Below are 26,979 nucleotides of genomic sequence, written 5' to 3'. Positions count from 1 at the left end.
AAAGCAATACCACAAACCCTTGTTTGCTATGGTTACCGGCAAATCTCCCCGAGCCTTCATCTCATTCCTGGATATACACCCGGCGTACGCGTTGCGAGATTCCGGTAAGCGCCTCATACGGGATGGTGCCCATCCAGCGGGCCAGCTCTTCCAGCCTGATGTGTTCGCCCATCAGTTCAACCTGGTCGCCGGCTTTAACATCGGCTCCGGTAATATCGATCATGGTCATATCCATGCAAATATTCCCGATAACCGGACAGGCACGGCCGTTTATCCAGACCCACCCCGCCCCGTTACTTAAACGCCGGTCGTAGCCATCGGCATAACCAACCGGGATAATGGCGATGGAAGAGGTCCGCCCGACCTGGCCTTTCCGGCTGTAACCAACTGTTTGGCCGGCTTCAACCTGTTTCACCTGCGACACAATGGTGGTCCAGCGGGCAACTGTTTCGGTTTGTACCGCCCCCGATTGCGCAATACCGTACAAGCCGATGCCCAAACGGACCATGTCGAGCTGAAAATCGGGAAAACGTTCAATTCCGGCAGAATTCAGCAAGTGACGGATCACCTGATTCGGCTGTAACCGGACGACCAGTTCGCTTAAATCCATAAAATGCCGGTACTGTTCGCGTGTAAATTCGTCCTGCTCCGGATCATCGCTTGCGGCCAGATGCGAAAAGACCGACTGAATTCGCAAACGCCCCTCTGCCGGGACACGGGTGGCAATTTCCTTTAGTTCTTCCTCCGACGAAAAACCCAGACGGTGCATGCCCGTTTCTATTTTCAGATGAACCGGATAATCCGGAACAGCCATTCGGCGTGCTGCCTGGTCAAATAAATGAAAAACTTCTTTCGAATAAATATTCGGCTCCAAACGGTACTCCAGCATCATTTCGAAGCTGTGTTCCTCCGGGTTCATCACGATAATCGGCGTTTCAATCCCGGCTTGCCGTAATTCCAATCCTTCATCGGCAACAGCCACCGCCAGGTAATCCACCTGTTGAAATTCCAGGGTCCGGGCAATTTCGATGGTGCCGCTCCCGTACGAAAACGCTTTGACCATGACCATCACTTTTGTTTTTGGTTTTAGCAGCGCCTTATAGCGGTTCAGGTTTTCGGTAAGGGCATTCAGGTTAATTTCCAGTTGAGTCTCGTGAAATTTCTTTTGCAATACAGCCGCGATCCGCTCGAAACGGAACTCGCGGGCGCCTTTCAACAAAATACACTCGTCGCGGAAATCCGACGGGTGGTGGTGAGCCAAAAATTCATCGGTATTCCGGTAAAAACGGGCCTTGTCCGAAAATAAGGCCTGGTGTTTCCAAAGTTCTTCGCCAATGCCGATCAACCGGTCGATCCGGTACAGCAATACCAGGCGGGCCACCACCCGGGCCAATTCCCCGGAGCTAAAGCCGGATTGCCGGATATCGGAAAGAATTAAGGTTTGCGGCTGCTTGCCCGGCGCCGCCTGACGGTTAAGAAACTGCAGGGCGATTTCCAGCGAGTTGATGTCGGAGTTATAATAGTCGTTCACCAGCAAACAATTATTGATGCCTTGTTTCAGCTCGAGGCGCATGGCGATCGCTTGCAGGGATGAAAAGCCTGATAAAACCTGTTCATTCAGTAGCTTCTCAGCCACCATAAACGCCAGGGCATGGCAGGCATTCTCCACCGACGCTTCATCCTCAAAAGGTATTTCAACTTGTTTGTTTTCCCCGTTGTACTGAAATGACAGCAGCGTCGCTTTTCCGGTCTGTTCAGGCCGAATATAAAGATCGGCGCTCGGGTCGGTGAGCGACCAGCAGAACAAACGGGTTGAGTTGCCGAAATTCTTCGACTGAATCCGCTGATGCACCAATTCCTGATCTTTTCGGTAAATCACCAAACGACAGGATTCAAACAGGCGTAGTTTTTCGTCGATCTTTTCCGCCTCATTCAGGAAATTCTCCTGGTGCGCATCTCCAATGTTGGTAAACAGCCCGATGGTTGGTAAAATAACCCGGGTCAGCTGTTCCATCTCGCCGGGCTGTGAAATTCCTGCCTCAAAAATGGCCAGATCAAACTGAGCGGTCATATTCCAGACCGAAAGCGGAACTCCCACCTGCGAATTATAGCTTTTGGGGCTGCGAATAATCTTATGGTTCTCCTGAAGCAATTCAAACAACCATTCTTTCACGATGGTCTTCCCGTTGCTGCCGGTAATGGCCAAAACCGGGTAACTAAACTGCCGGCGTACCGCGGCCGCCAGCTTTTGCAAGGCACGCAGGGAATCGTCAACCACGATAAACCCGGCTTCCGGGTAGTTCGAAAAGCTGATTGCGCGATCAGAAACAACAAAGCTACGGACGCCTTTTGCATACAATTCGGCCAGGTGTTGATGTCCGTCGTGCCTGGCTCCCCGAATTGCAAAGAACAGGCAGGACGAACCGTCGGTCAGGGTGCGGCTGTCAATGGAAATGGTATGTATTTTATTCCCGGCCAGCTTCGTTTCAGCCGGGAAAAACCGGCCGTCAACCAGTTTGGCTATTTCTTCTGTTTGGTAAATGGTCATCAGGATTGTGTTTTATGGTAACAAATCCGGCACAAGGGCTCGTACTCGTTCTTTTCGCCCAACAGGACCTGTTTATCGCCGGTAACCAGGCGATGTGAAAACTGGGCCACATTGCCGCAACGCACACAAATGGCATGTACTTTTGATACGTAATCGGCAACCGCCATCAAATCAGGCATGGGGCCAAAAGGTTTTCCTTTAAAATCCATGTCCAGTCCGGCAACAATCACGCGAATACCTTGATCGGCCAGTTTTGTGCAAACCTCAGTCAGACCTTTGTCAAAAAACTGGGCTTCGTCAATGCCCACCACATCAACGCCACCCGACAATAACAGGATGGTCGATGAATTTTCAACGGGCGTACTTTGAATGGCATTTTCATCATGCGAAACTACGGCTTCATGCGAATAACGCGTATCCGTAACCGGTTTAAAAATTTCGATTTTTTGCCGGGCAAAGCGCGCCCGCCTTAAACGACGGATTAATTCTTCTGTTTTACCCGAGAACATCGAGCCTGATATCACTTCAATACTGCCTCCCGGTTTTCGGTGACTGACATCTCTTTCAAGAAACATTTAACACGATTCAATTAAGATTTTAGTACTTTTACAAAAGTAACGATTTTGTCGGTTTAAATTGTTTATCAGAAAATATGGACAGAAACAAGTTAATACGGATCATTCAAAAAGATCTGGAAGAATTAAACGAAATAACCCAGGGACTGGGTGATAAGACCCGGCTCACCAATTATGAGATTGAGTTTGCCCTGAGCAAATCGCGTATTTTGTTGCAGGAATTTGAATTTCTGAAAGAGATCAATCAGGCGGAAACTGAACCAGCCCGGCCAAAAAGCGACACGAGTCTGGTTGACCGGGTTAAGCAGGAAACCAGCCGGACTGAAGAAGCTGTGATAACCTTACCGGAACAAGCAGAGATACCAGCGCCGGAAAAACAACCCGAAGCCGTTGTGAGCGAAAAAGCAGAAACGCAAGCGCCTGCGCCTGAAGTAAAAGTGGCGGAACCAACCAACGGATTTTCAACGGAAGTAGGGAAGGAAGCAGAAAAAGCACAGCTAACTGCCGATCAGAAAAGTTCGGAAGCAGAACCTGAAGCAGAACCTGAAGCAGAAGAAGTTGAACCAGGTAGGAAAATTGTTGCTGATACCTTGTCGCAAGGCCGATCGCTGAACGAACTGCTGGCCGGTGTGGGAAAACTCGACCAGCAACTGGCCAGTTCTCCCATTAGTAAGCTGGAGTCGGCTATTGGCCTGAACGACCGCTTCCAGTACATTCGCGAACTGTTTAACCACGATGCCGGTCTGTATCAAACAACCATCAGGCAACTGGATCAGATGCAAAACCTGGATGAGGCCGTGGGTTACCTGAGCCATAATTTTAAATGGCGGAAGAACGATACCAGCGTCAAATTTGCACAACTGGTTAAACGACGATTTTCAAACTGAAATGGCAAAATTATATTTGGTCCCCACCCCGATCGGGAACCTGGACGACATGACCTTCCGGGCCGTTAAAATACTGAAGTTGGTTGACCTGATTCTGGCTGAAGACACGCGTACCTCATCCAAACTGCTCCATCATTTCGATATACAAAATAAACTGAGCTCGCACCATAAGTTCAACGAGCACCAAACGGCCGGAAATATTGCCCGGCGCATTGAAGCCGGCGAAAACATTGCCCTGATTTCGGATGCCGGCACCCCGGGGATCAGCGATCCCGGTTATTTGCTGGTGAAAAACTGCCTCGAAAACGGGATTGAGGTAGAATGCCTTCCCGGTGCAACAGCCCTGATCCCCGCCCTGGTTAATTCGGGCCTGCCATCAGACCGCTTTTGTTTCGAAGGTTTTTTGCCGGTGAAAAAGGGCCGCCAAAAGAAACTGCAATCATTGCAGGATGAGGAAAGGACCATGATTTTCTACGAATCGCCTTACCGGTTGATCAAAACACTGGAGCAATTCTGCGAATTTTTTGGCACAGACCGGCAGGTTTCTGTTTCACGCGAATTATCTAAATTGTACGAAGAAAATTTTAGGGGAAAACTCGCTGATGTGCTGGAACATTTTAAGGCAAAAACCATCAAAGGGGAAATTGTCATCGTTTTGGAAGGAAAGCTATAGGAACTCTCTAAAATGTCTTAAAAATACGATTCAAACACGAAGACACAAAGACTCAAAATAGTCATATTTAATAAGGTTGATATAAAATTCGTAATATTCATCGTGTTCTTCTGTAATCTGACAAAAGCACAAGACATAGAATTTGAAAATTTTGATTCGAGACAAAGTCTTCCTGACGGGCTTATGCTTATCACAGCACAAATAAAATGTGACAGATCACTCGTTGTGACAGGAAAACTAAATCCATTCTATCTTGGATCAGACATTAATGGTGACAAAGTTTTAGATATTGCCCTTTGCGTTCAGGAAAAGGAAACTAAAAAGAATGGTATCCTAATTATTCACGGTAAGACATTAGGTACATTTATAATAGGAGCTGGAAATAAATTTGCTCACGTTCGGTATAAGCTAAATAAGGTTAAGGTTTTATGTTATATCCCGGTTACTAAGGTTTTCAGAAAAAAAATAAGGTTTCACAATTTTTGTTTGAACGATTGACTGCACGATCCTTTTTACAGGACTGCTGTAAGCATCTTTTCGGGAGGTGGTTAATTCAGGCCAGTCATTAAAGGGTGGAATATCTCATATAAGTTTAAAAGCGATTTCCCCAATTGTAAAGGCTCAGAAGTTGCTCAAATTGCTCCACCTTGTGAAATGCTCAAACCTTTAATGAATGACTTGTTTGACTATTTTAAAAATGATGATGATTTAGTTTTAATAAAGAGTTGCGTTTTTCACTATGAAATGGAATTTATCCACCCATTTATTGACGGGAATGGGAGAATGGGGAGATTATGGCAAACACTAATTTTAAAAGACTCTTATCCTGTTTTTGAATTTTTACCAATCGAGACTTTAATAAAAGAAAGGCAGGAACAGTATTATGAAACACTTGATAAATTGGATAATACAGGTGAATTAACAGTATTCATCGAATTTATGCTTGAAATAATTCTTGAATCGTTGGAAGAATTATTGAATATTCAGAATGTTAGCATAACAAATATTGACAGGATTAATTTATTCAAATCAATTGTCAAAAACGATTACTTTACACGAAAAGAATACTTGAAGAATTTTAGAGAAATTTCGTCAGCTACAGGGTTCTTCAGAATAACCGGATAATACGATTGCATTTTCCGCAAAATACAAATGAGTTTCCCGCATAATCGAAACGGATTTCCCGGATAATACAAATGAGTTTTCGGGATGATTGATCTGGCTTCACGCTTCGTCCGTCGGGGCGGCAAATGGCAACCGATGCTGAAACAAGTTCAGACGACGGCGCTTCTTTTGAGGTCGCGTTTAATTTTCCTGAGACTCGTCCACAAGTTCAACCTCAATCTCGATACCACCTGTCCATTGGGCAATTAAATTATAAATGGCACAACCGATGGCCGTCATGATGAAACCCATGACCCCATATAGTACCGGGAAAAGGATGAAGAAAAAACCTCCGCCAAACGGAAAGCCGGAGAAGGCGCTGTTGCCGGCCAATCCGCTAATCAGGCTGATTGGTAACATGAAGATGAATGCAATGGCGAATAAAATAATGGCTGCTACTTTTGAAGTCTGGAAAACTCCGAATCGTTTTACTCTTTTCATCATAATCGGGTTTGTGTTAGTGATCTTATTTGTATAAATATTTCAACGAATCCATCAGGTTTGCCAATTCGGCAAAAGGTTTGCTACCGTGGTTTTTATAGATGCTGCTATGAAAATCATCGATCTCTTCCAGTACCGGTAATATTTTCTTCCACTTGTTGTCGTTGATAGCGGCAAAAAACAAAACGTTTTCTTCAACCATGTTCTTTTTTGCCTGCAAAAGCGTCTCTTCTCCTTTTGACGTAAGCGCCAGCAGTTTTGCCCTTTTGTCCGATTCATCCTGGACTTCGTCTATCAACCCGTTGTTAATCAGTCGCCTGATGGTATCCATTCCGGTGGTATATTCCAGGTTATATAGGCTGATCAGGTCGGTTTTTTTTGCTTTTTCCATCAGCTGGACGGTTTGCATAAACAGAAATTCCAAACGGGTATTAATAACCAGGTCTTTTAGGGCTTTCCGGGTATAAAATTCATGATACCGGGCAATGCGCGATACCGATTCGAGAAAACGCGTTTTTTCGTTGAACTGTTTAAATAAGGGGGAAGACTGCTGCTGCCCCGGATATTTTTCGGGTTTTACTTTCTGATCCAGCTCCGGTTCTTCAGTTAGTTTTTGAATCATCCAATGCGAAAAATCCAACAGGCTTAATTGTTTTGCTTCCAGTTCGTAGTCTTCATATAAATCGATAACCTGTTTTAAAATAGCATACTTATTTTTCATTCAGCAGTGGTTTTTGTGAAAATACAAAAAAATGATTAATATTGTATCGGATACGATGTAATATGTATCGTTAACGACTTTATTTGTTGCTTGTTTTTACCATAGCGTTATATGTACCAGCTCATGTTTAGCCATACAAAGATAGTTGAAGCCGGGAACCAATCGATCGTTTGGTTCCCGGTTTACAACTGCCTGCCGAAAGTTTTCGGCTTGAGGCTGGTTGAAGGCATGGGTGCACAGGAGCGTAACCTTTCGGGAAGATATTCCTAAGCGCTTTTCCCCAACTCATTTTTCTCAGCTCAATCATTTCATTCTTTTTTAAATCATTAATCCATTTTATATGAAAGACAACATCCAAATTACAGAATCAGACTACATCCGTTTATGTGGTTTGATTAATTCAGAAAGAAATCTGAAAATCACAGACGACAAGAACCTCTCGTTTTTGGGGGCCGAGTTGAAGCGGGCTCAAAAAGTTTCTGCGGAACAGCTTATCCCTGATTTTGTTAGCATGAACTCGCGGGTCGAAATTGTCGACCTGGATACCGGTAAGTCCATGCGGGTGAAACTTGTTTACCCCGGAGATGCCGATTTCAGAAAAGGAAACATTTCCGTGTTGTCGCCTCTGGGCGCGGCCTTACTGGGGTACCGGTCGGGGAGCATCGTGGCATTTGAAGTCCCCCGGGGAATTAAGCGTATGGAAATCAAAAATATTTTGTACCAGGACGAAATCCGGCCGGCTGACCCGGTCTGAAACGGCGCTGGTAATATCATGTCTGATTTTTAAAACTAAAAAGTTATGGCAAAGAAAAGTGTTGGCTTGAAGGAGCCTAAAAAGAGTCTGAAAGAAAAAAGGGACGAGAAGAAACAAAAGCGTGATGCGGAGAAAGTACTCACGCGAAAAACGAGAAAGTAGATGCTTGTTCCGGTTACCGATTTTAATGAGCTCATGAAACGAATCCGTATCGTGGAGGGCCGCTATTCAACCAATTTCAGGTACATCCGGCAGCTGAAAGCAAATTTGCTGGCTGCTGATCAGATTCAGCCGTGCGAGGTTCCACGAGATCTGGTGACGATGAACTCTTTTGTGCAGCTTCATCGGACCGAGCCGATAGCGATGGACTTTTGCATTCAACTGGTTTATCCCGAATACGCGAATGTCAGGGAAACCAAAGTTTCCGTTTTTTCGGAGCTTGGCGTAGCTGTTTTCCTGAAGCGTGTTGGCGAGGAGCTCAGTTATGACACCTGGAAAACAAACAACCGACTTTTGATTACCGGGATTCCGTTTCAGCCTGAAGTAAATACTTATCGGTAAGGTGCAGACTTTTAACCGGCAGGTGATTTGAAATGACCTGCCGGTTTTTTTTGGGGTCTGTGCTGTTTCAAACTTTCTGTTTGTGTAAGATTCAGACTCTTAACAAACCGCGGAATCCCCTGACGGCATAATAAGAATCGGCGCCGTTATGGTACACGAATACCTGGTTGTAGCGGCGGTCGCAAAAGAGGGCCCCGCCCAGTTTCCGGATATCAGCAGGCGTTTTTACCCAGCTCGACGTTTTTGTGTCGAAGTTTCCAAGTTGCTGCAGCTCACGGTATTGTTCTTCCGTTAAAAGTTCAATGCCCATCTCGGCTGCCAGATCCACCGCACTGTTTTTTGGTTTATGCTCTTTTCTCGACTCCAGCGCTTCGCGGTCGTAACAAAGGCTTCGCCGGCTTTTCGGACTTTCAGCCGAACAGTCGTAAAAAATGTATTCGCCTGTTTTTTGGTCCTGGCCAACCACATCCGGTTCACCGCCGGTTTTTTCCATTTCATAAAGCGACCACAGTTTTTTGGTATCGGCTTCCAGTTTTGCCTGTATCAGAGTCCATTCCAATCCTTGGTGGCGATTCCTGTTTTTTTCAAACCTGGTTTTCAAAACGCCGAGTAATTCTCCGCATTGTTCCGGCGTCAATTGCTTCTTTGTGCTGTTCATGTCATTCCGATTTTTATGGATTAACTGAAATGATTTTTCGGCTTGTGGGCCTGAAATACCACGATACAGCAGTTAAAACCAGTAATAAGAGCGGACCGAAAAATTCGTTGGCTTCACTTCCACCGGCAATATGTGAAAATACCGCGCCCGACATGGCGAAGAAGAAGCCGGCATAGGCCCATTCTTTTACTAAAGGAAATTTAGGCAGAAGCACGGCTGCCACTCCCAATATTTTCCATACGCCCAGGATGGTTAAAATATAGACCGGATAGCCTAAATTGGTTATTACACTGACTTCTTCGGGCATTCTGATAAGCTGTACGATTCCGGTGGACAGCATGCCCAATGCCAGCCACGCCGTAGCAATCCAATAAATAATTTTGTTTCGTTTTGTCATTGTATGTTATTTGTTAAATCCTGTTCATCTGGTGGGGTAGTTGATTTACCGGAGGCATTATTTTTTCTTTATCCGGCTCCATTTGGTCTGATTTGGTCAGTAAGCCTTTTAGGCGCTACTTCGCAATACGAGGTTGTCAATGCGTCAATAAACAAATCTTTATGGACTTTACTTATTTCAATAAGTGTCCAGCCTTGTTTGCCCCATTTATTATCTACCGGAAAGATGACAGTTTTGCCAATGGAACAAAAAACACTTTGATCAACTTCTGACAACTTAATACAGGCCCGTTTATTTTTTTTGTCATAGGTTGCAAAGATTTTCTTTTTCACCCTGAAAGATGTTTTATCAAAATGCGGTTTTTCTATAACCTCCGGAAACGAAAGTGCAATTTTTCTGAATGTATCTATAGTTACCATATTCTCTTAAAATTTTTTCTGACTAATGGACTGAAAAAGTAAGCCCTGTTCCCGACGACGGAAAAATTCCTTCGTACAGAATTATTCCACCTCGACGATCTGCAAACAACCGGTTAATTGATTTTTTTATTTTTATGGTATTTATCTGGCAACAATTAAAATAACAACTGTTATGAATAAAGTGTTTACAAATCACAAAACTAACCTGACTGTCAGGTTAATTCGACTTGGACACATTTGAGAAATCTGGCTGTTTTCCCCTGTACAAACTGAATGAAAAACAGGACAAAGAAACAAGTGTCCGTTCCGCTTTAAATTGATCAAATGTGATTAATTTTTAATTTGAGATTATCGTTTTATTTAAGTTCTTTGTAAGCACTGATTTGAATTGAATGACCGAGCTTTTCAACGATAAACTCAGAAAAGGCGATGCGGAATCATTTTCCGTGTTGTTTAAACAAACTCATCCCCGGCTGATGGGTTATTGCCGGTTATTTGTAAAAAACAACACTGAGGCGGAAGATATCGTTCAGGAAATTTTTTTTGCCATCTGGAAAAACAGGGAAAAGATTGATCTCCACAAATCGGTAGAAAGTTTGCTTTTTGTTTCTCTCCGAAACAGGTGCCTGAATTATTTGAAAGAACATTCGCGGCACTATGTTGATTATTTTCATGAAGATCTGACAATTAATGAATTACAATATTTGTATCAAATCGATTTTACCGAGCGAAAAGAACCGGCTCTTGAAGAGCAACTGATCGAAGCGCTCAAACAGGCCATTGACGAATTGCCCGAAAGGAAGAAAGAAATTTTTATCAAAAATAAAATCCAGGGGCTTAAGCAAAAAGAGATTGCCGGCGAATTGGGAATTTCTGTAAAAACGGTTGAGAAACACCTGCATGAGGCTAAACTCGAACTAAAATTGAAACTCGAGAAACGATTCGTCTCACTTTCTGTCCTGTTTTGTTTGCTGCTTCAATAGACGCTTAGGTCGTTAATCCGATCAACATTTACAAACAGATTTTTATTTGGTTCCAGGTTTTAAGTTTGGAATTTTGAATCTGAAATTTGATTTTTTTCCAAATTCCGGTAGGGTTTTTCAAAAATGGTTGTACTCCATTCTGAAAACCGATAAAGGATGAAAATACCAATCAAAAATTACCTGGAAGGCAAAGCATCACGCGATGAAATGCTCGGCTTGATTTCGTGGCTTGACAGGCAGGAAAACCGGTCAGAATATAAACGAATTAAAAGCGAATGGAAAGCGAATCCGGATGCACCGAACTTCCCTGCGTATACCTTGCTGGAACTCGATAAGTTCAAATCGAAAATATTGAATGAGCGGGCGCTGGAGATCAGCAAACTAAAATTCGTCCAGCATTTTTACAAATATGCTGCTATCCTTTTACTCGCTATCACTTTGGGTGGCCTCTATTTGTATAACGGAAAAACAGTTAAACAACCGCTTACTTACAACACCCTTGTAGCTGAAAACGGACAGATATCAAAAGCGCTGCTTCCCGACCAGTCGGTAGTATGGCTGAATTCCGGTTCGAGCATCACCTACAATAACCAGTTCGGCATAAAAAACCGGGATGTCCAATTGACCGGGCAGGCTTATTTTGATGTGACCAAAAACCGCGACCTCCCGTTGGTGGTTTCGTGCGGCGAAATTAACGTAAAAGTTATGGGCACCCGTTTTACTGCTGAAACTTATCCTGATGAACGGGAAATCAGTGTCATTCTGGTGGAAGGTTCGGTTGGGTTAACCGGCAAAGACAGCAAAAATGTATTTGCAAGCCTGCGCCCAAACGAAATGATGGTGTACGATAAGCAAGAGAATAACTTCAAAATCAGCGAAGTTGTGGCCGAAAGGTACACTTCGTGGCGCGACGGAATCATCCATATTTATGATCAGCCGTTGACGGATGCGGTGGCAAAGTTGCAGAAAAGGTATAATCAACAAATTGTTTTGGAAAAAGGGCTGGAAGATTATAAAGTGACTTTTTCAATCAAAAATGAAGATTTTGAAGATGTGTTGGAGATGTTGCTGGCTATTGCACAGGCGAAGGCTTATCAGGAAGGAGAAGTGATTTATTTGAGGAAGAAATAAAAACAGGAAAGTGCGACAACACTTTCCTGTCAAATAATACTCTTCACGGCAAATGAAGAGAATTTATTAATCTACAAACACAAATTTATGAAAAAAGATTGTAAAACAAGGGGATGGTATGTCCCTGGCATCTGGCGGCAGATGCGAAAAATTTTAATCATTATGAAGCTGTGTGTGCTTTTCATTTTAGTAGGTTTGTTTTCTGCGGGGGCCAGCGTGTACAGCCAAAACTCGAAGCTGAACCTGGATTACAAAAACGTAAGTTTAAAAGAAATTTTGGGGGCTATCGAGGATCAAAGCGAATTTCGTTTTGCATTTAGCTCCGAATACCTTGATCTGAACCGGAAAGTTTCAGTTCTTTTCGAAAATGAGTCGGTTACTACAATTTTGGACAACATTTTTAACAAAACCGATATCCAATATTCGATCAAAGGACGGATGGTCATCCTTTCTGAAAATGAAAAATTCGGGAACAATGCACTGCAACAAAAGGAGATCTCCGGCAAAGTTACCGACTCCGCCGGCGCTCCGCTGCCGGGAGTGACAATCGCGATAAAAGGGACCGCGCAGGGAATGATTACGGATGCCAACGGAAGTTATTCACTTCCGAATGTTGAGGCAGATGATGTGTTGGTCTTTTCGTTTGTGGGAATGAGGACGCAGGAAATAGCAGTTGCGGGAAAAACGAGTGTTAACGTCATTATGGCTGAAGAAACGCTTGGGATTGAGGAGGTTGTTGCGATTGGTTACGGAACGATGAAAAAAAGGGACTTTCTCGGATCCATAGCAACATTAAACGCAGAAGATATCCAAAAAACCCAACCTGTATCGATGGATGCTGCTTTGCAGGGAATTACGTCGGGGGTTACCGTTACTTCTTCTGGTGTTCCCGGGGCGCCGGTTCAGGTGAAGGTCCGGGGTATCAATTCAATATCATCGGGCACTGACCCGCTGTGGATTATCGACGGAATACCGGTTACCAGCGGAACACTCGACCAAAGTTATAACGGTGAGACCAGTCAAAACATTCTTTCGATGATCAATCCCTCTGACATTGAATCCATTCAGGTATTAAAAGATGCTGCCGCGACTTCAATTTACGGATCGAGAGGTTCCAATGGTGTGATCGTAGTAACCACCAAACTGGGAAAGGATGGGATAAATACTTTCGACATTGATATCAGTAGCGGCGTAAGTAACTGGACCAAATCCGATATTGGACTGGCAACCGGTCCGGAGTATGTGGCTATCATGGACTTAGTGAGAAAAAACAGCCGGATGAACGGACTGTACGAACCGATACAGAGTCTTGGACAGTTGGATAATGTAGCAACTTCTATGACGCGGGAAGAGGCGCTTAATACCAACACCGATTGGGCAGATGTGGTTAGTCGTTTAGGAAGTTTTTTTGATGCACGGCTTGCTGCCAGCAATGGATCGGGGAAAGTGACTTCCTATTTGTCGATGAATTATCGGAAAGATAACAGCATCATCAAATTCAGCGACTTACAAACCGTATCATCCAATGTCAACCTGAATTATAAAGCACTGGACATACTCGACCTGGGATATAAAGCCATTATCTCTTACACCGACAATAACCGCGTAAAATCAAGCGATGGCAAACAAGGAGCAGGGGGTTGGGCGCAGGTGAACTCAAATTCCCTGCCCTGGATGAAAGTGTACGATCCCGACGGAATTAACGGGTATTGGAATTCGCAGTCCTACACCAATGCACTTGCCGGTATTGATTCGCGTAATTCTGAAAGTAATCTGAAATCGGTAAACGTGATCACCGGGCTGAATGCCTCGTTGAAATTGCCTGTGAAAGGATTGTTTATGAAGGGCGAATTGGGGATGAACTACGTAAACAGCAAAGGTCTTTCGTGGATCAGTAGAAATGTAAGGGAACTGGGTGCGGTAGCACAGGAAAGCAAGATTCAAACGGCGATATTAAATTATAACAGTTATCTCAGCTATAATTTAAACATCAGGGATATACACTCTCTGAATCTTGTAGCCGGGGTGGAAGGTACCCGGTCGAATGTTCACACTACTTTATTGAGAGGCGACGGCTTGGTAGGTATTTTTCATGAAATTGGCACTCCGACAACCTTGTCGGGAAGCAGTAAGCTGGGCGGCGAGTCTTATTTGATGGGGATTTTCAGCCGGGTTAACTACAATTTTAAAAATAAATATTACGCCGGATTCAGTATGAGAAGGGACGGTATTTCCAGGTTTATCGACGAAAACCGTTGGACGACATTTGTATCGGGCTCCTTGGGATGGATTATTTCTGAAGAAAATTTCTTCAATATTGAAGCGATCAATCTGCTTAAATTGAGAGGGAGTTTCGGCCAAACCGGAAACACGAACGTACCAACCGGGATTACAAACGATGTGTGGTCAATCACTTCAGGTTCATCCTCGCACATGGGATTCAACAGCAGTACGCTCGGCACCCTGGGAAATAAGCACATCCGTTGGGAAACGACTACTTCGGTAGATGCCGGATTTGATTTCGGGTTATTGCAAAACAGGATAAACGGCTCTGGGGGTTATTACAGACAGGAAATAACCGACATGTTGATGAAGGTGCCATTGCCCGAATCGGCCGGAATCAGGGGAGGTAACTATATCTGGCAAAATGTTGGAAAAATGGAAAACTACGGGATCGAATTTAACATGGATGCCGTGATAATCAATAATAAAAATTTCAGGTGGAGCGTGGGAGGTAACGTTTCTACGAACAAGAATATGGTACTTGCACTGGATCCCGAATCCGACAAAAACGGGGCAGGCATTGAGCCCGAAGCCGATGCCGACAGCAACCACCGGACCATTACAAGAAAAGGTTTGCCGATTGGGAACTGGTATATGGCAGAATTTGCCGGAGTGGACACGGAAAAAGGTATTCCAATGATTTATGAAGTAGCCGTACAGGAAGACGGGTCAACCAAACATACCGGCAATATTATTCCGGGAACTGAGAATAATATTAACAAAAACAGAATGATACTGGATGGTAAAACTTCCATACCAAAATTCTTCGGCGGGCTCAACACGGTGTTTTCTTATAAAATGTTCGACATGAACATGCTCTGGTCATTTGCAGGCGGACATTATATCTATAACCGGCTGCGGCAGAGTATTATGACCCCCAATACAGGTTTGCTTACCCTGTCGAAAGACTTGCTCACTGATACTTGGCAGAACCCCGGGAGACAACGCTAAATGGCCTCAAACAACTTACGCTGTCAGCTATTTTTACGACGACAATGGCAACCCGACGGACGTTCCTGTTAAATATGCAAGCGAAAACCAAACACCCAATAGCATGTATCTTGAAAAAGGAGATTATCTTCGGTTGAAAAGCCTGCAAATCGGTTATAAGCTTCCGGAGAACCTCACCAGGTCTATCCGTATGAAAAGTGTTCGTATCTACCTGAATGGAACCAACTTATTTACTTCTACCAGATTCACTGGATATGACCCCGAAGTGGAGATTGGTCGAAATTCTTCCAGTAGTGTGGTAGTATTTAAAGATTTGCCGCAGGCAAAAATCTATTCTATTGGTGTCAATGCTAAATTCTAAACGATCATAAATTGGAAGTACAATGAAAAATATAGTTAAATTTTATTTCGTCCTTATGCTGTTGTTTGCAGGATGGGGCTGCGAGGACTATTTCGAGTTGGACCGGCCCAGTATGTTTCCGTGGTTGAATGCTTCGGAACTGGAATTGGCCGTGCGTGAACCTTACCGATACATGACAGAGATGGAGCCGTGGTTTAACCCGCTGGGTACATTGTCTTTAGTGCAGTTTGCACAATCCGATATTCCTCAGTTTCTTACCAAAGCCCAGCAAGGGAACAATTATGCCGTACAGTATTATAACCGGCAATATAACAGCGTGTTGCCTGATAAAGAAGTCTATAACGTTTTCCCGGCATTATATACCATGGTTACGGCAACCAATGCGCCATTGCAGTTGATAAACGACGCTGAAGCAAAAGGTGTCGACCCGTTTGAAGGAATGGTGCCGGCAGACCGGGAAAAGGTGAAACGTTTCAAAGGAGAATTGCTTTTTATGCGCGCTGTGGCTTATTGGTATCTGGCCCGCTTGTATGCGCCACCTTTCGATCCGCAGGGAAGCAACGAAGGACGGTATTTTGTATTGCGCCGGTCGTATGTCAGTAATGCCGCAGAGTTAAAGAATGCCCCCCTTGGTTCGGTAGCCGAGGTTTGGAAAAGCATCCGGGAAGATTTGGAAGAAGCCAAAAAACTACTTTCTGAAAATTACGTGGAAGGAGAAGGCCGTAGTCGCGCCAACAAATTTGCTGCTTCAGCCATGTTGTGCCGGACCTATTTTATGATGGGCGAACACGAGAAAGCGAAGGCGGAATGTGATTATATCATTGAAAACGGAGCAAAGAGTGGCGGGTTATACGATTTGTCACAAGATCCTATTGCTGCTTTTAACCGGACAGGAACTGAGATTGGCCGGGAAATCATCTGGGAAATAGCCTTTAATACTTCAACAAGTGAGTTTGACCGCATTCCGGGTATTTTTGGAAAAAACATCTATAACGGAGTCCGAACCGGGAATTATTCCACCTTTACCATGAGTTATTCCACACTCAAACAAATCGGATGGATGGTTGACGGAAAGAACGGAGATTATACCGAAACGGAAGAAGCCCGTAATGATAAAAGGTACCGTCAAACGTGGCGCCGATACGAACCATACGGTCAACCCAACGGCGACCCGAACTCGTCTTGTCAGATAGAAGAACCGCATGTGTGGCTGGACAAATATTTCCGTGCTGCTAACGGAACATCGGCCAATCGTTACGCCAACCGTCCGTGTATCCGCCTTGCCGAGGTGTATCTTACCCGTGCAATTCTCCGGTTCAATGCAAGCGACAAGATCGGGGCAGCAGCAGATGTCAATGTCGTCAGGCGGCGCGCAGGATTAGCGGATATTGATGCCTCTGTTCTTACTGCGAATGATATTCATAACGAGCGGATTAAAGAATTGGCCGGTGAAAATGGCGATCGTACCTATTATTTAATTGGCTTGCGATTACCTATTGGTATTGGAGACCGGGATCCAGGTAAGTTTTCTCCGATCCAACCTCCGTATTCCGATTATTATTGGCAGGTTCCAATCGTTGAACAGCAACAAAATCAGGCATATAATAAATAATGTTGCCGTGGTGGAAAAGAGAACGAGGCTCCAATGAAAATGGCCGCCTCGTTCTTTTTAATGTCTCATCCAACAACTCATCCCGGGCAGTAATTGTTGTAAGGTTTTTTCTGTTCCTTTCCTGAACTATTTTGGAAACAATTTTTCTTAGGCAGGCAAAAGAACTAACTTGCTGATGTGATAAGGATAGGAATTTAAGAAAGTTATATTGGTTAGGTCTAAAATTGACAATTTATAAGAAAATGAGAATATTTTCAGGTACAAACTTTCTTTTGGGAGTCGTCATCTTGTTAGTTGTTTTTCTGAGAGTTGGGGCAGCTTTCGGATACCGTTCAGGATCCGGGAAATCCAATAAAATCGAAATTCTTATCTCCCCAAAAGGTAACGACAATAATCAGGGGACTGCGGATGCGCCTCTAAAAAGCCTTGAAAAGGCGAAGCAGCTTGCCCGGTTTATTTTGAAGAGCTCCTCCTATCCCTTTTCAGCAGATCGGTCTAAAGAATAATCGGTGGATAGATTAAAGAAAAACCTTCAAAAACTTATACATGCTTAAAAAAAATCGTTTCATCACGTATATTCAACTGGTTTTTCTGGCAGCTTGTCGAATTCTTGGAAAAATACCGGAGAAAGATGCCGATTCTTACGGCGTTTACACCCAAGCTCGGGTTAGCTACGGAACAAATGAATTGAAGAATCAACCCAATCTCGGAGCTTATTTTTCATTCAAGGTAAACAAGGGCGAACAGGTGAGGGTGAAAATCGGAACTTCGTTTGTGAGCATTGAGAAGGCGCGTAAAAATTTTGATACCGGGATTCCGCATTTCGATTTTGAATCCATTCGGCAAAACCTGAAAAATAACTGGAATGAAACGTTGTCGAAAATTGAGGTTTAAATAATAGATAATCAAAATTTTAATATTCAATAAATTCGAAAAAATGAAAAAATTCTTTTACTTGACGGGACTGATGCTTTTGGCAGTATTCACAACCCCGGCTCAAACGCCTGTGTTAAAGTTCAACGCAGACAAAAAATTCAGAATCATGCAGTTTACTGATTTACATTTCAGAGGCGATTCGTATCGTTCGGATAGTGTTTTGGTGATGGTGAAAAATATGGTTATCGCCGAAAAGCCAGACCTGGTTGTGTTTACCGGCGATGTGGTTACTTCGGCCAGCACGGCAAAAGCCTGGGAAACATTTTCAGATGCCGTTGTCAGTTTAAAAGTTCCGTGGGCAGTGGTTTTAGGAAACCATGATGTCGAAGCTGAACTCAATGGCAAACAAATCATGGAACTGCTTGCCAAAAAGCCTTACAGTTTGTCGGTGAATGGCACCAAAAATGTTGCAGGAAACGGAAACTATGTGCTAAAGATTCAGTCATCCGGATCTTCAAAAACATCGGCTTTACTCTATTTTTTGGATACTCACTCCGGGTTTAAACCCAAAACCGACAAAGGAGACTACGAATGGATTGACCACAGCCAGGTAAGCTGGTATCGTGAGCAAAGTGCCGGTTTTACAAAGAAAAACGGGGGAAATCCTTTTCCGGCGCTGGCTTTTTTTCATATTCCGCTGCCCGAATACAAGGAAGTGGTGGGCAAGCCAACTACTGTTGGCAGCCAGATCGAAAAGGTTTGCTCACCAGATATCAATTCGGGGATGTACCTGGCTTTTCTCGAAAGTAAAGATGTGATGGGAATGTTTGTCGGGCACGACCACAACAACAATTATATCGGCAGTTTGCGTGGCATTTGTATGGCCTACGGACAATCATCGGGCAGGCAAACCTACGGGAGTATAGGCAAAGGAGGGCGTGTCATCGAACTTTATGAAGGCGAACGGAAATTTGACACCTGGACCCTGAAATGGTACGAATGTGACCGCGACAAAGACATCTGGGAACCGGCAGCCGATCGAAGCCGTCAAAACGTTGTCACTTTTCCCGAATCGTTTTCTGAAAACTAGGAATCGATTCAAAAAGCCGGGGCTTCACGTTGGGTGAAGCCCTTACAGAATACCGGAGACCATCGTTGCTCCGGCATGTTGGCCATTCAAAGAATAATATCTTTATCGCATTCAACAATTACGCTGTGGATGATCAAATGCTCAATGACAAAACCTGCGAACTACAATTCCGGCAAGAAAATAATTTACTTCTTACAGCGACTTTCCGGCGATTAAAAAAGTACGGTTAAATATCTCCGGTTTTTCTTCCAAAGGGCGCATGATTCATTAATCAAAATTGAATCAGGCTTGCCGTCTATTGCATCACTTTCATTAATTCGATTCACATTTATTCAGGTCTGTTGAGTTTGAAGATATCGGAGGATATGTTACTTTTATGAGCGAAACAGATACAGCAAGTTAGCATTAATTTATAGTCAGATTTTTGTGTGGCGTTTTTTGGGCGTTAACTTTTTTACTATTTCTAACTTTTCAGTTCGTGTTTAAATTCATTAAATGAAGGAAGACAAACAGATATGGGAGAATTTTAAAAACGAAGAGGATGATGCTCTTTCGTATATTTATCATGAAAATATTGATTTTTTATTTTGTTATGGCAGAAAGTTTTCCAAAGACGATTATTTGATACTGGATGTCATTCAGGATTTGTTTTACGATTTGATTCGAAATAGAAAAAAGTTGGGAGAAACAGATCATATTCGTTTGTATCTCGTGAAATCATTTAGGCGAAAACTGATCAGGGAACTTGAACGGACCAAAAAACAAAGTCTGGTCAATGCCAGTCGTGAGATTGAAGCTGACATCGTTTTTTCGGTTGAAGAAGAGCTTATTCAAGACGAATCTCAGAACCGAAAGCTTCAGTTTATCAGGGAAGGAATGCAGAAGCTTAATGCTCAGCAGCGTGAGATTTTGTATTACAAATTTACCTGCTGTTTCGAGTATGAGCAGATTTGCGAAATCATGTCAATATCATACGACTCGGCCCGCCAATTAGTCTCAAGGGCAATTCAGTCGCTAAAGAAAAAACTGGGGAACACGGAGGTATATTTTATGTTCATTTTTAAAGGGTTTAAATCCTGACAAAAAAAAACTCATTTTTTTTGTCACAAAACAACTTCTCCTGCCTTTTGTAAGTATATAAGGCATTAAAATGATTTCGAAAAAATACTTGAATTATTCTGTTGAGGAATTGCTGGAAGACAAGGATTTTATATCCATTGTTCAGACGTTAAATGAAGAGGAGTGGACCCAATTCCTTCAATCGCATTCCGAATCTAACGAAAATATTCTCAGGGCCAGGGAAATAATTGACTTATTTAAAACACCCGGAGCGACGCTTCAGGAACATAAAAAGCAAAAACTTTGGCAAAACATCAGCACATTCAATAAAGATTATAAGAGAATCTACAGACTAAAGAAAATCAGAAACTTTACAGGAATTGCAGCTTCCTTTTTACTTATTATATCGATTGGGAGTTTAATCTATATAAAATCAAATCCACTCGGGAATTGCTACCAGTTTTCTTCGGATCATAATGGTTTAAGCACAGAGACTCCGTTATTGGTTCTTTCGACCGGCGAGAAAGTGAATCTGAAAAAAGATGAATCGGAAATAACGATTTTAAAAGATCAGGACGCTATTCAAATTAATAACGACAGCATTGTAAGCAGCCAGGCAACCGGAACAACCGGTAATGACAAACCGGTATACAACGAGGTTGTTATTCCCTTCGGCAAAAAATCGAAACTGGTTTTGGAAGATGGCACAAAAGTGTGGTTGAATGCCGGAACCCGTTTTGCATTTCCTCAACGATTTACAGGCAAGAAAAGAGAAGTTTATCTGGAAGGAGAGGGGTACTTTGAAGTGGCAAAGAATGAACACAAACCATTTGTTGTGAGTACAAGTACGATGAATGTGGAAGTATTAGGTACAAAATTCAATGTTTGTGCATACACCTCTGATAATTTTGCAGAAACTGTTCTTTTAAACGGGAGTGTTAACGTTTTGGGGAAAGGGCGATTTCTTAACGACAAAGTAGTCATGGCTCCCGGTCAGAAAGCAACCTATGTTAAAAACGGGAGGAACATTACCCTGGAGAATGAACTGATGCCGGAATTGTATATTGCCTGGGTGGAAGGATGGTACCAGTTTTCTAACGAGAATTTTGAAGAAGTTCTGACAAAAATTGAACGGTATTATAATGTGACTTTCAAATATGAACAAAATTTATTCTCAAAGGCCTTGCCCGTTTCCGGTAAACTGGATCTGAAAGAATCCATTAATGAGGTGATGCTTGTTTTGTCGAAAGTCGCAAGGATTGACTATGAAATATCTGAAAACAGTGTAATTATTTTTAAATAACAGCGCCTATGTAAATTTTAAAAATATAACGATAAAAAGAAAACCGGGGGAATTAGGCCTCCACCGGTTTTCAACGTTTATCTAATAGAGGTATTAATAATAAACTAAGCAAAACTATGAAAAAAAAACGAAACGGACCGTGCTATGTACATAGCAGGATGTTAAAATTATTGTTGAAAATGAAACTGCTAACCTTTTTTATGCTTGTGTCGGTGGTGACTGTTACTGCCAACAGTTATTCTCAACAAACGAAGTTTAATATGTATTTTGAGAGTACTACCGTCCGGCAGATTTTTCAGGCGATTGAGGAGAACAGTGAGTATATTCTGCTTTATAGTGAAAGATCTGTTGATGTAGACAGAAAAGTCAGTATAAAAGTAAAGAATGAGACTGTCGATTCAATTCTTGATCAGATTTTTAAAGGGACAGACAATTATTACGAAATATACGACCGGCAAATTGCCATCATGTCAAAAGACAGTCCGGATCTTCCTTCCATTATTGCCAGTGCGGTGAATATCGCTCAACAGCGGCAAGTCAGGGGAATTGTAACAGATTCCGGCGGTTTTCCCTTACCTGGAGTTGCCGTGGTTGTCAAAGGAACTACAATTGGGACAGTTACTGATCCGGATGGCGTTTTTACCTTAAAAAACGTTCCCGAAAGAGCGACCCTGCTCTTTTCATTTGTTGGAATGAAACCTCAGGAGATTGCTTATTCCGGTCAGGAGATGCTCAATGTGAAAATGGATGAAACCACCACCGGAATTGATGAAGTGGTGGTCGTTGGTTACGGAATCCAGAAAAAAGTATCGGTAACCGGAGCCGTTTCATCTATCGAAACCAAAGATGTCGTTCAAAGTTCGTCTGCCAGTTTGGCAAATGCGTTGGCCGGCCGGATTTCCGGCTTGACTTCGATCCAGTCTGGTGGCGGTCAGCCAGGGCGGGACGACGCCACTATGTACCTTCGTGGCGCGGCAACAACCAACGGCACGAGCCCATTGATTCTTATTGATGGTGTTCCTCGTGATAACATTCGTACAATTGATCCGAATGAAGTCGCTACGATTTCAATTTTAAAGGATGCCTCTGCAACAGCTTTGTTTGGTGTTCGTGGAGCGAATGGTGTTATTCTGATCACAACCAGGCGAGGTGTTGAAGGAAAAATGCAGCTGACACTGAATGCACAACAGAGTTATACTTCGTTTACCCGTGAACCGGAACGGCTTCATTCGTTGGAATATATGGCATTAAGAAATGAAGCGGCTCTCAACGACGGAATCACGACTCCTCCTTTTAGTCAGACAACGATCGATATGTATGCCAATCCGCTGGCTGGTCTCGATCCAAATGATCCGGATTATGAAGCACAAGCCCGGATTAGACAATACATGTATCCCGATCATGACTATTATCGGGAGTATATTTCCCGCTATGCTCCTCAAACCCGGATCAACCTGACCGCAAGCGGAGGAACGAATCAAATTTCTTATTTTGTAAATGCTGCTTACCTCCACCAGGGGGGTAACCTGAAGACCGAACCCGAATCGGTTTTGGGGTATGACCCGTCAGCAAAAATGGACAGATATAATTTCAGATCCAATATTGATTACAAGGTTTCCGAGTCATTCAAATCGTTTCTTAATATCGGAAGTTATATTGAACAGGTTAATATGCCGGCTGCGTGGTTATACGGAAACGATACCAACTGGATGATGCGCGACCTGCTCTACCAGGCACAAACGATTCTCCCCATTACTCCCGGTCCGACAACAATCGAAGGATTTGGTGTTGCCCCCGGGCAAATTGTGGATCCGGGTTATATGGACCGGTCTGCATTTGAAATTATGAACCGGATGGGTTACCGGAATGAGGTCAGATCTAATCTGAATGTATCCTTGGGAATGGAATGGGATTTAAGTAATACCATCACCAAGGGATTAAGTGCAAAAGGAATGATTTCCTACGACTCCAGGTCAACAACCGCGATGCAGGGACAAAAATCCGAACGCCTTTATCTGGCCGAAATCAATCCGGAGACAAATACATTGAACTACGCCGTAAAACGTTCCGATGAAAGCCTGCTGTCGATTGCCAAAGGCGCTGATTCGCGTTACAACATTAACCTTCAGGGGACAATCAACTACAACCGGACATTTGGAGATAAGCACGATGTGACCGGGATGGTTCTGGCCCAGCGGGATTACTGGGAATCAACAGCCGGAGAAATTCCTTATAACTTATTGGGAGTTGCCGGACGTTTCACCTATGGTTTTGACGGGCGTTATTTGGGCGAAGTGAATATGGGGTATAATGGATCGGAACAATTTGCTCCGAGTAAACGCTATGGTTTTTTCCCCGCAGTATCTGTTGGTTGGGTGATCAGCAATGAGCAGTTTATGAAAGAGAATAAAACGATTACCAATCTTAAATTAAGAGCATCATACGGAAAAGTAGGGAATGATAAAATGGGCAGCGCCCGTTTTCTTTATCAGGATAATATCAGCATGGGATCAGGACCTCTTGGTAGTCTGGGGCTTGGAAGAGGCATTAATCAAGGCCTGTTGGGGAACCCGAACTTAACCTGGGAGCTCGCAAAGAAACAGAATTATGGAATTGATGTGCAACTGTTCAACGACCTGAATATAACCTTCGATTATTTTATTGAAAACAGGGATAAGATATTAATTTCAAGAGGTATGGTTCCTGAGTTTCAGGGAGTTCCGTTAGGGAACATTCCCAAAGTGAACATGGGTAAGGTTGATAATAAGGGATATGAAATTGAACTGACATACAACAAGACGATTGCAAAAGACCTGCAATTGATGGTTAGAGGAAACTACGGATACAACCACAATACAATCCGTTTTATCGATGAGCCAATTCGCGACGAATCATACGCATATCAATACCGAAATACCGGTTATTCAATCGGTCAGGCCTGGGGGTATAAAATTGATTACAGCAATGGAAACGGATATTTTAATTCACAGGAAGAACTGAATGAATACCTTGGAACGACAACCTATGGATTTGGGGAGCCACGGGTGGGTGATATCAAATACATTGATCTGAATGACGATGGCGTTATTGACAGCAAAGATCAGGCTCCTATCGGTTACTCCAGTATTCCGAGAGTATCTTATGGTCTTACCATAAACCTGACGTACAAATCTCTTGATTTTACAACCTTTTTTCAGGGAGTGGCCAAGTATAATTCGAACTATGCGCAACAAGGGGTATACGAATACATAATAAGGGGGACTTATTTTGATTATCATAAAACTGCATGGACTGCAGAACGTTATGCCAATGGTGATCGAATCACCTATCCTGCCCTAAGTACGCACAGTACCACGAACCATGTCGCCAACGACTTCTTTATTATGAACAGGTCATTTATCCGGCTGAAAAACATTGAGCTGGGTTATACTCTTCCCAACGGGGCATTGAGATTACTGGGGATTGACAAATTAAGAGTTTATGTCAGCGGACAAAACCTGATTACCTGGGATCATCTGCGTTTGGGACATCTTGATCCGGAGAATAATGATCCAATCGGATATCCGGTGACCAAAATGAAGAACGTTGGTCTCGACATCACTTTCTAATCCTTAAATCAATGAAATTATGAAAATTAAAAACATATATTTTGCACTTATCGCATTGATATTGGCGCTGAGCTCCTGTTCAGAGGCATTGGATATGGCACCTGATGGAAAGTTGACGATGGATGATATTTTCGCGGACAATGATAAGGTAGGAGCTTTTCTGAACAGCTGTTATTCGAATATGCCGGTTAAAGGAACCCGGTATTTCTTTTGGTCGCGTGGACCTATTGTTTGGAGCGATGAAGCATGGGATACCGATGCCGAAGCGGAATCGTGGATTATGGCCGGTCGGATGTATAATGGTGATGCTTCTGCCGGTAGTCATCCGATCACAAATATCAGCGCTGATGGAGGAAACGGAGATTACTGGGCCAGGTACTGGAGTGCAATCCGAAATTGTACGCTGTTTATTAGTAGAATAAATAATGCAACTGTAACAAATCCGGCCGACCGTAAGCGTTGGAAAGCCGAGGCACATCTTCTGCGTGCATATTACTACTCCGAATTATTGAAATGGTTTGGGCCCGTTTTGCCAATTGAACGTGAACCATATAATTTGGCAACTGACTTTTCATTGGTGGAAAAGGCAAGTTATTACGAGGTGGTAAAATTTATCATGGAGGATTGCGACGTGGCGCTTGCTACCGACGAATTACCCTGGAGAATTACGATAGGCAGTGAAGCCGGACGCGTAAATAAAGCAATGGCTGAAGCTATTAAATCCAAGATGATCCTTTTTGCTGCAAGTCCCTTGAATAATGGGGGGAATAATTACTGGCAGGAAGCCTATACAATCAATAAAGCTTCTTTAGCAAACCTACGATCACGTGGTTTTGAATTATACAACAAGGTAAACTTCCCTCAAACCTATCTTTCGGATGTTGCCTTTTTAGGACCGGATAAGAACGAATATACGGCTCTTTATAACGAATACTTTACGCAAAACATGAGCTATTCCTCGACTCCGGTGGATAAGGAGACCCTTTATCAGAGTCGCGATGGCCAGGGAAATATTTGGAATATCGATGGTATTGGTTCTCAGGATGGGTACAAATCGGGAACATGTCCTTCACAGGAACTGGTTGATGCCTATGAAACAATTGATGGAAAACCGATCCTGAATCTGACAAATCCGTATCTGGACGAGCGCCATTTGCAGCCCAATTATAACCCGGGGAATACCCTTTATAATCCGCAGGATCCATATAAAAACAGAGATCCCCGTTTTTATGCTTCCATTTATTACAATGGGTCCAAAAGAAAGTGTCTCTGGAATTTTGCTGAAGCGCCTGAATCCTATGAAAATTATCCTGCGCCGATTGGTAACCGGACAAGAATAATTGCCACTTATGTGGGAGAGCCGCAAACCGGAATCAGCGCTTCTGTTCGGAGAGCGACCCGGACCGGATACTATGAACGGAAGTTTCTACACCCGAATTCAGGGAATGATAATCCGGTAGGCGGAGCAAACTGGAAACTTTTCAGATTAGGGGAAGTGATCCTGAATTTTGCTGAAGCCGCTGCTGAAGCCGGACAATTAGCTGAAGCTGAAGCGGCAGTGAATGAAATCAGAAACCGGGTTGGAATGCCCGATCTGCCGTCATCATTGCCCAAAGAAGAACTCATCCTTCGTATTCGTAACGAACGCAGGGTTGAGCTGGCCATGGAGGAGAACCGTTACTTTGATGTACGACGCTGGTCATCACCCACAGGCGATCTTTCTAAAACAGACAGATGGATCACCGCTGCAGAGATAATCAGAAATGCAGATGGCACCTATACTTTTGGCCGCCGTACCGTACGCTCTACTGAACGGAAATGTTATACCAACAAATTTCTATGGGTACCGATGCCACTCAACGAGGCTAATCGTCTGAAGGCGATTACCGGTCAGGATTGGCAGAATCCGGGTTGGTAGTAAAAT

Annotated in this window: 25 protein-coding genes; 18 read left to right on the top strand and 7 right to left on the bottom strand. The window is 43.4% G+C overall.

Annotation, left to right across the window (positions count from 1 at the left end):
* Positions 1–61: 61 nt before the first annotated feature.
* Both AC6H3C_RS17435 and AC6H3C_RS17430 read right to left on the bottom strand, forming a co-directional pair.
* The gene (locus tag AC6H3C_RS17435; RefSeq protein ID WP_497516701.1) at positions 62–2,548 is read right to left on the bottom strand and encodes a bifunctional UDP-N-acetylmuramoyl-tripeptide:D-alanyl-D-alanine ligase/alanine racemase; all 2,487 of its coding nucleotides are present in this window, start codon (positions 2,546–2,548) and stop codon (positions 62–64) included.
* Positions 2,548–3,123: a thymidine kinase gene (locus AC6H3C_RS17430; protein WP_497516700.1), complete on the bottom strand. Its 576-nt coding sequence runs from the start codon at positions 3,121–3,123 to the stop codon at positions 2,548–2,550. Before AC6H3C_RS17430 ends, AC6H3C_RS17435 begins: the two co-directional genes overlap by 1 nt.
* Positions 3,124–3,200: 77 nt before the next feature.
* On the opposite strand from AC6H3C_RS17430, the gene AC6H3C_RS17425 reads away from it, so the two are divergent.
* The 3 genes from AC6H3C_RS17425 to AC6H3C_RS17415 all read left to right on the top strand — a co-directional run bounded on the left by AC6H3C_RS17425 (position 3,201) and on the right by AC6H3C_RS17415 (position 5,808).
* Positions 3,201–4,010, top strand: coding sequence for a DUF8457 domain-containing protein (locus AC6H3C_RS17425; RefSeq protein ID WP_497516699.1), 810 nt, complete (start codon positions 3,201–3,203; stop codon positions 4,008–4,010).
* Position 4,011: 1 nt separating this feature from the next.
* Complete coding sequence (gene rsmI, locus AC6H3C_RS17420; protein WP_497516698.1) at positions 4,012–4,683, top strand: 16S rRNA (cytidine(1402)-2'-O)-methyltransferase; 672 nt, start codon at positions 4,012–4,014, stop codon at positions 4,681–4,683.
* Between the two features lie 564 nt (positions 4,684–5,247).
* Positions 5,248–5,808, top strand: a complete 561-nt coding sequence (locus AC6H3C_RS17415; protein ID WP_497521274.1) for a Fic family protein — start codon at positions 5,248–5,250, stop codon at positions 5,806–5,808.
* Positions 5,809–5,988: 180 nt separating this feature from the next.
* Here the strand turns inward: AC6H3C_RS17415 and AC6H3C_RS17410 are convergent, their stop codons facing one another.
* Both AC6H3C_RS17410 and AC6H3C_RS17405 read right to left on the bottom strand, forming a co-directional pair.
* On the bottom strand, positions 5,989–6,291 hold the full coding sequence (locus tag AC6H3C_RS17410) for a hypothetical protein (RefSeq protein ID WP_497516697.1): 303 nt from the start codon (positions 6,289–6,291) through the stop codon (positions 5,989–5,991).
* Between the two features lie 22 nt (positions 6,292–6,313).
* Positions 6,314–7,009 carry a MarR family winged helix-turn-helix transcriptional regulator gene (locus AC6H3C_RS17405; protein ID WP_497516696.1) on the bottom strand — a complete coding sequence of 232 codons (696 nt, stop codon included), beginning with the start codon at positions 7,007–7,009 and terminating at the stop codon, positions 6,314–6,316.
* A 123-nt stretch (positions 7,010–7,132) separates the two neighbouring features.
* On the opposite strand from AC6H3C_RS17405, the gene AC6H3C_RS17400 reads away from it, so the two are divergent.
* From AC6H3C_RS17400 to AC6H3C_RS17390, 3 genes are all read left to right on the top strand, one after another.
* Complete coding sequence (locus AC6H3C_RS17400) at positions 7,133–7,279, top strand: hypothetical protein (protein ID WP_497516695.1); 147 nt, start codon at positions 7,133–7,135, stop codon at positions 7,277–7,279.
* Between the two features lie 70 nt (positions 7,280–7,349).
* Positions 7,350–7,763 carry a GreA/GreB family elongation factor gene (locus tag AC6H3C_RS17395; protein WP_497516693.1) on the top strand — a complete coding sequence of 138 codons (414 nt, stop codon included), beginning with the start codon at positions 7,350–7,352 and terminating at the stop codon, positions 7,761–7,763.
* Between the two features lie 162 nt (positions 7,764–7,925).
* A complete protein-coding gene (locus AC6H3C_RS17390; RefSeq protein WP_497516692.1) occupies positions 7,926–8,324 on the top strand; it encodes a GreA/GreB family elongation factor in 399 nt (132 codons plus the stop codon).
* Between the two features lie 91 nt (positions 8,325–8,415).
* Here AC6H3C_RS17390 and AC6H3C_RS17385 read toward each other — a convergent pair whose 3' ends face one another.
* The 3 genes from AC6H3C_RS17385 to AC6H3C_RS17375 all read right to left on the bottom strand — a co-directional run bounded on the left by AC6H3C_RS17385 (position 8,416) and on the right by AC6H3C_RS17375 (position 9,798).
* Positions 8,416–8,982 (bottom strand): DUF4256 domain-containing protein, encoded by a 567-nt coding sequence (locus tag AC6H3C_RS17385; RefSeq protein WP_497516691.1) that lies wholly within the window; start codon positions 8,980–8,982, stop codon positions 8,416–8,418.
* A gap of 13 nt (positions 8,983–8,995) precedes the next feature.
* Positions 8,996–9,379, bottom strand: a complete 384-nt coding sequence (locus AC6H3C_RS17380; protein ID WP_497516690.1) for a DoxX family protein — start codon at positions 9,377–9,379, stop codon at positions 8,996–8,998.
* 68 nt (positions 9,380–9,447) lie between these two features.
* Positions 9,448–9,798, bottom strand: coding sequence for an MmcQ/YjbR family DNA-binding protein (locus AC6H3C_RS17375; protein WP_497516689.1), 351 nt, complete (start codon positions 9,796–9,798; stop codon positions 9,448–9,450).
* A gap of 392 nt (positions 9,799–10,190) precedes the next feature.
* Here AC6H3C_RS17375 and AC6H3C_RS17370 point away from each other — a divergent pair, with 392 nt between their 5' ends.
* The 12 genes from AC6H3C_RS17370 (at position 10,191) to AC6H3C_RS17315 (ending at position 26,973) form a co-directional block, all read left to right on the top strand.
* A complete protein-coding gene (locus tag AC6H3C_RS17370; protein WP_497516688.1) occupies positions 10,191–10,781 on the top strand; it encodes an RNA polymerase sigma-70 factor in 591 nt (196 codons plus the stop codon).
* Between the two features lie 156 nt (positions 10,782–10,937).
* Positions 10,938–11,912 carry a FecR family protein gene (locus tag AC6H3C_RS17365; RefSeq protein WP_497516687.1) on the top strand — a complete coding sequence of 325 codons (975 nt, stop codon included), beginning with the start codon at positions 10,938–10,940 and terminating at the stop codon, positions 11,910–11,912.
* An 87-nt stretch (positions 11,913–11,999) separates the two neighbouring features.
* Positions 12,000–15,146, top strand: coding sequence for a SusC/RagA family TonB-linked outer membrane protein (locus AC6H3C_RS17360; protein ID WP_497516686.1), 3,147 nt, complete (start codon positions 12,000–12,002; stop codon positions 15,144–15,146).
* A gap of 103 nt (positions 15,147–15,249) precedes the next feature.
* Positions 15,250–15,507, top strand: coding sequence for a hypothetical protein (locus AC6H3C_RS17355; RefSeq protein WP_497516685.1), 258 nt, complete (start codon positions 15,250–15,252; stop codon positions 15,505–15,507).
* A gap of 22 nt (positions 15,508–15,529) precedes the next feature.
* The gene (locus AC6H3C_RS17350) at positions 15,530–17,119 is read left to right on the top strand and encodes a RagB/SusD family nutrient uptake outer membrane protein (RefSeq protein ID WP_497516684.1); all 1,590 of its coding nucleotides are present in this window, start codon (positions 15,530–15,532) and stop codon (positions 17,117–17,119) included.
* A 242-nt stretch (positions 17,120–17,361) separates the two neighbouring features.
* A complete protein-coding gene (locus AC6H3C_RS17345; protein ID WP_497516683.1) occupies positions 17,362–17,625 on the top strand; it encodes a hypothetical protein in 264 nt (87 codons plus the stop codon).
* Between the two features lie 40 nt (positions 17,626–17,665).
* Positions 17,666–18,013 carry a hypothetical protein gene (locus AC6H3C_RS17340; RefSeq protein WP_497516682.1) on the top strand — a complete coding sequence of 116 codons (348 nt, stop codon included), beginning with the start codon at positions 17,666–17,668 and terminating at the stop codon, positions 18,011–18,013.
* Between the two features lie 43 nt (positions 18,014–18,056).
* Positions 18,057–19,085 carry a metallophosphoesterase family protein gene (locus tag AC6H3C_RS17335; protein WP_497516680.1) on the top strand — a complete coding sequence of 343 codons (1,029 nt, stop codon included), beginning with the start codon at positions 18,057–18,059 and terminating at the stop codon, positions 19,083–19,085.
* Between the two features lie 495 nt (positions 19,086–19,580).
* Positions 19,581–20,165: an RNA polymerase sigma factor gene (locus tag AC6H3C_RS17330; RefSeq protein ID WP_497516679.1), complete on the top strand. Its 585-nt coding sequence runs from the start codon at positions 19,581–19,583 to the stop codon at positions 20,163–20,165.
* Between the two features lie 70 nt (positions 20,166–20,235).
* Entirely contained in the window at positions 20,236–21,447 is a 1,212-nt protein-coding gene (locus AC6H3C_RS17325; protein ID WP_497516678.1) for a FecR family protein, read from the top strand.
* Between the two features lie 179 nt (positions 21,448–21,626).
* The gene (locus AC6H3C_RS17320) at positions 21,627–25,055 is read left to right on the top strand and encodes a TonB-dependent receptor (RefSeq protein WP_497516677.1); all 3,429 of its coding nucleotides are present in this window, start codon (positions 21,627–21,629) and stop codon (positions 25,053–25,055) included.
* A 19-nt stretch (positions 25,056–25,074) separates the two neighbouring features.
* The gene (locus AC6H3C_RS17315; RefSeq protein ID WP_497516675.1) at positions 25,075–26,973 is read left to right on the top strand and encodes a RagB/SusD family nutrient uptake outer membrane protein; all 1,899 of its coding nucleotides are present in this window, start codon (positions 25,075–25,077) and stop codon (positions 26,971–26,973) included.
* Positions 26,974–26,979: the final 6 nt, after the last annotated feature.

The sequence above is a fragment of the Gaoshiqia sp. US2 genome, assembly GCF_059705485.1.
Note: the sequence above shows the minus strand (reverse complement) of the source record. Positions and strands in the feature narration are given on the sequence as shown.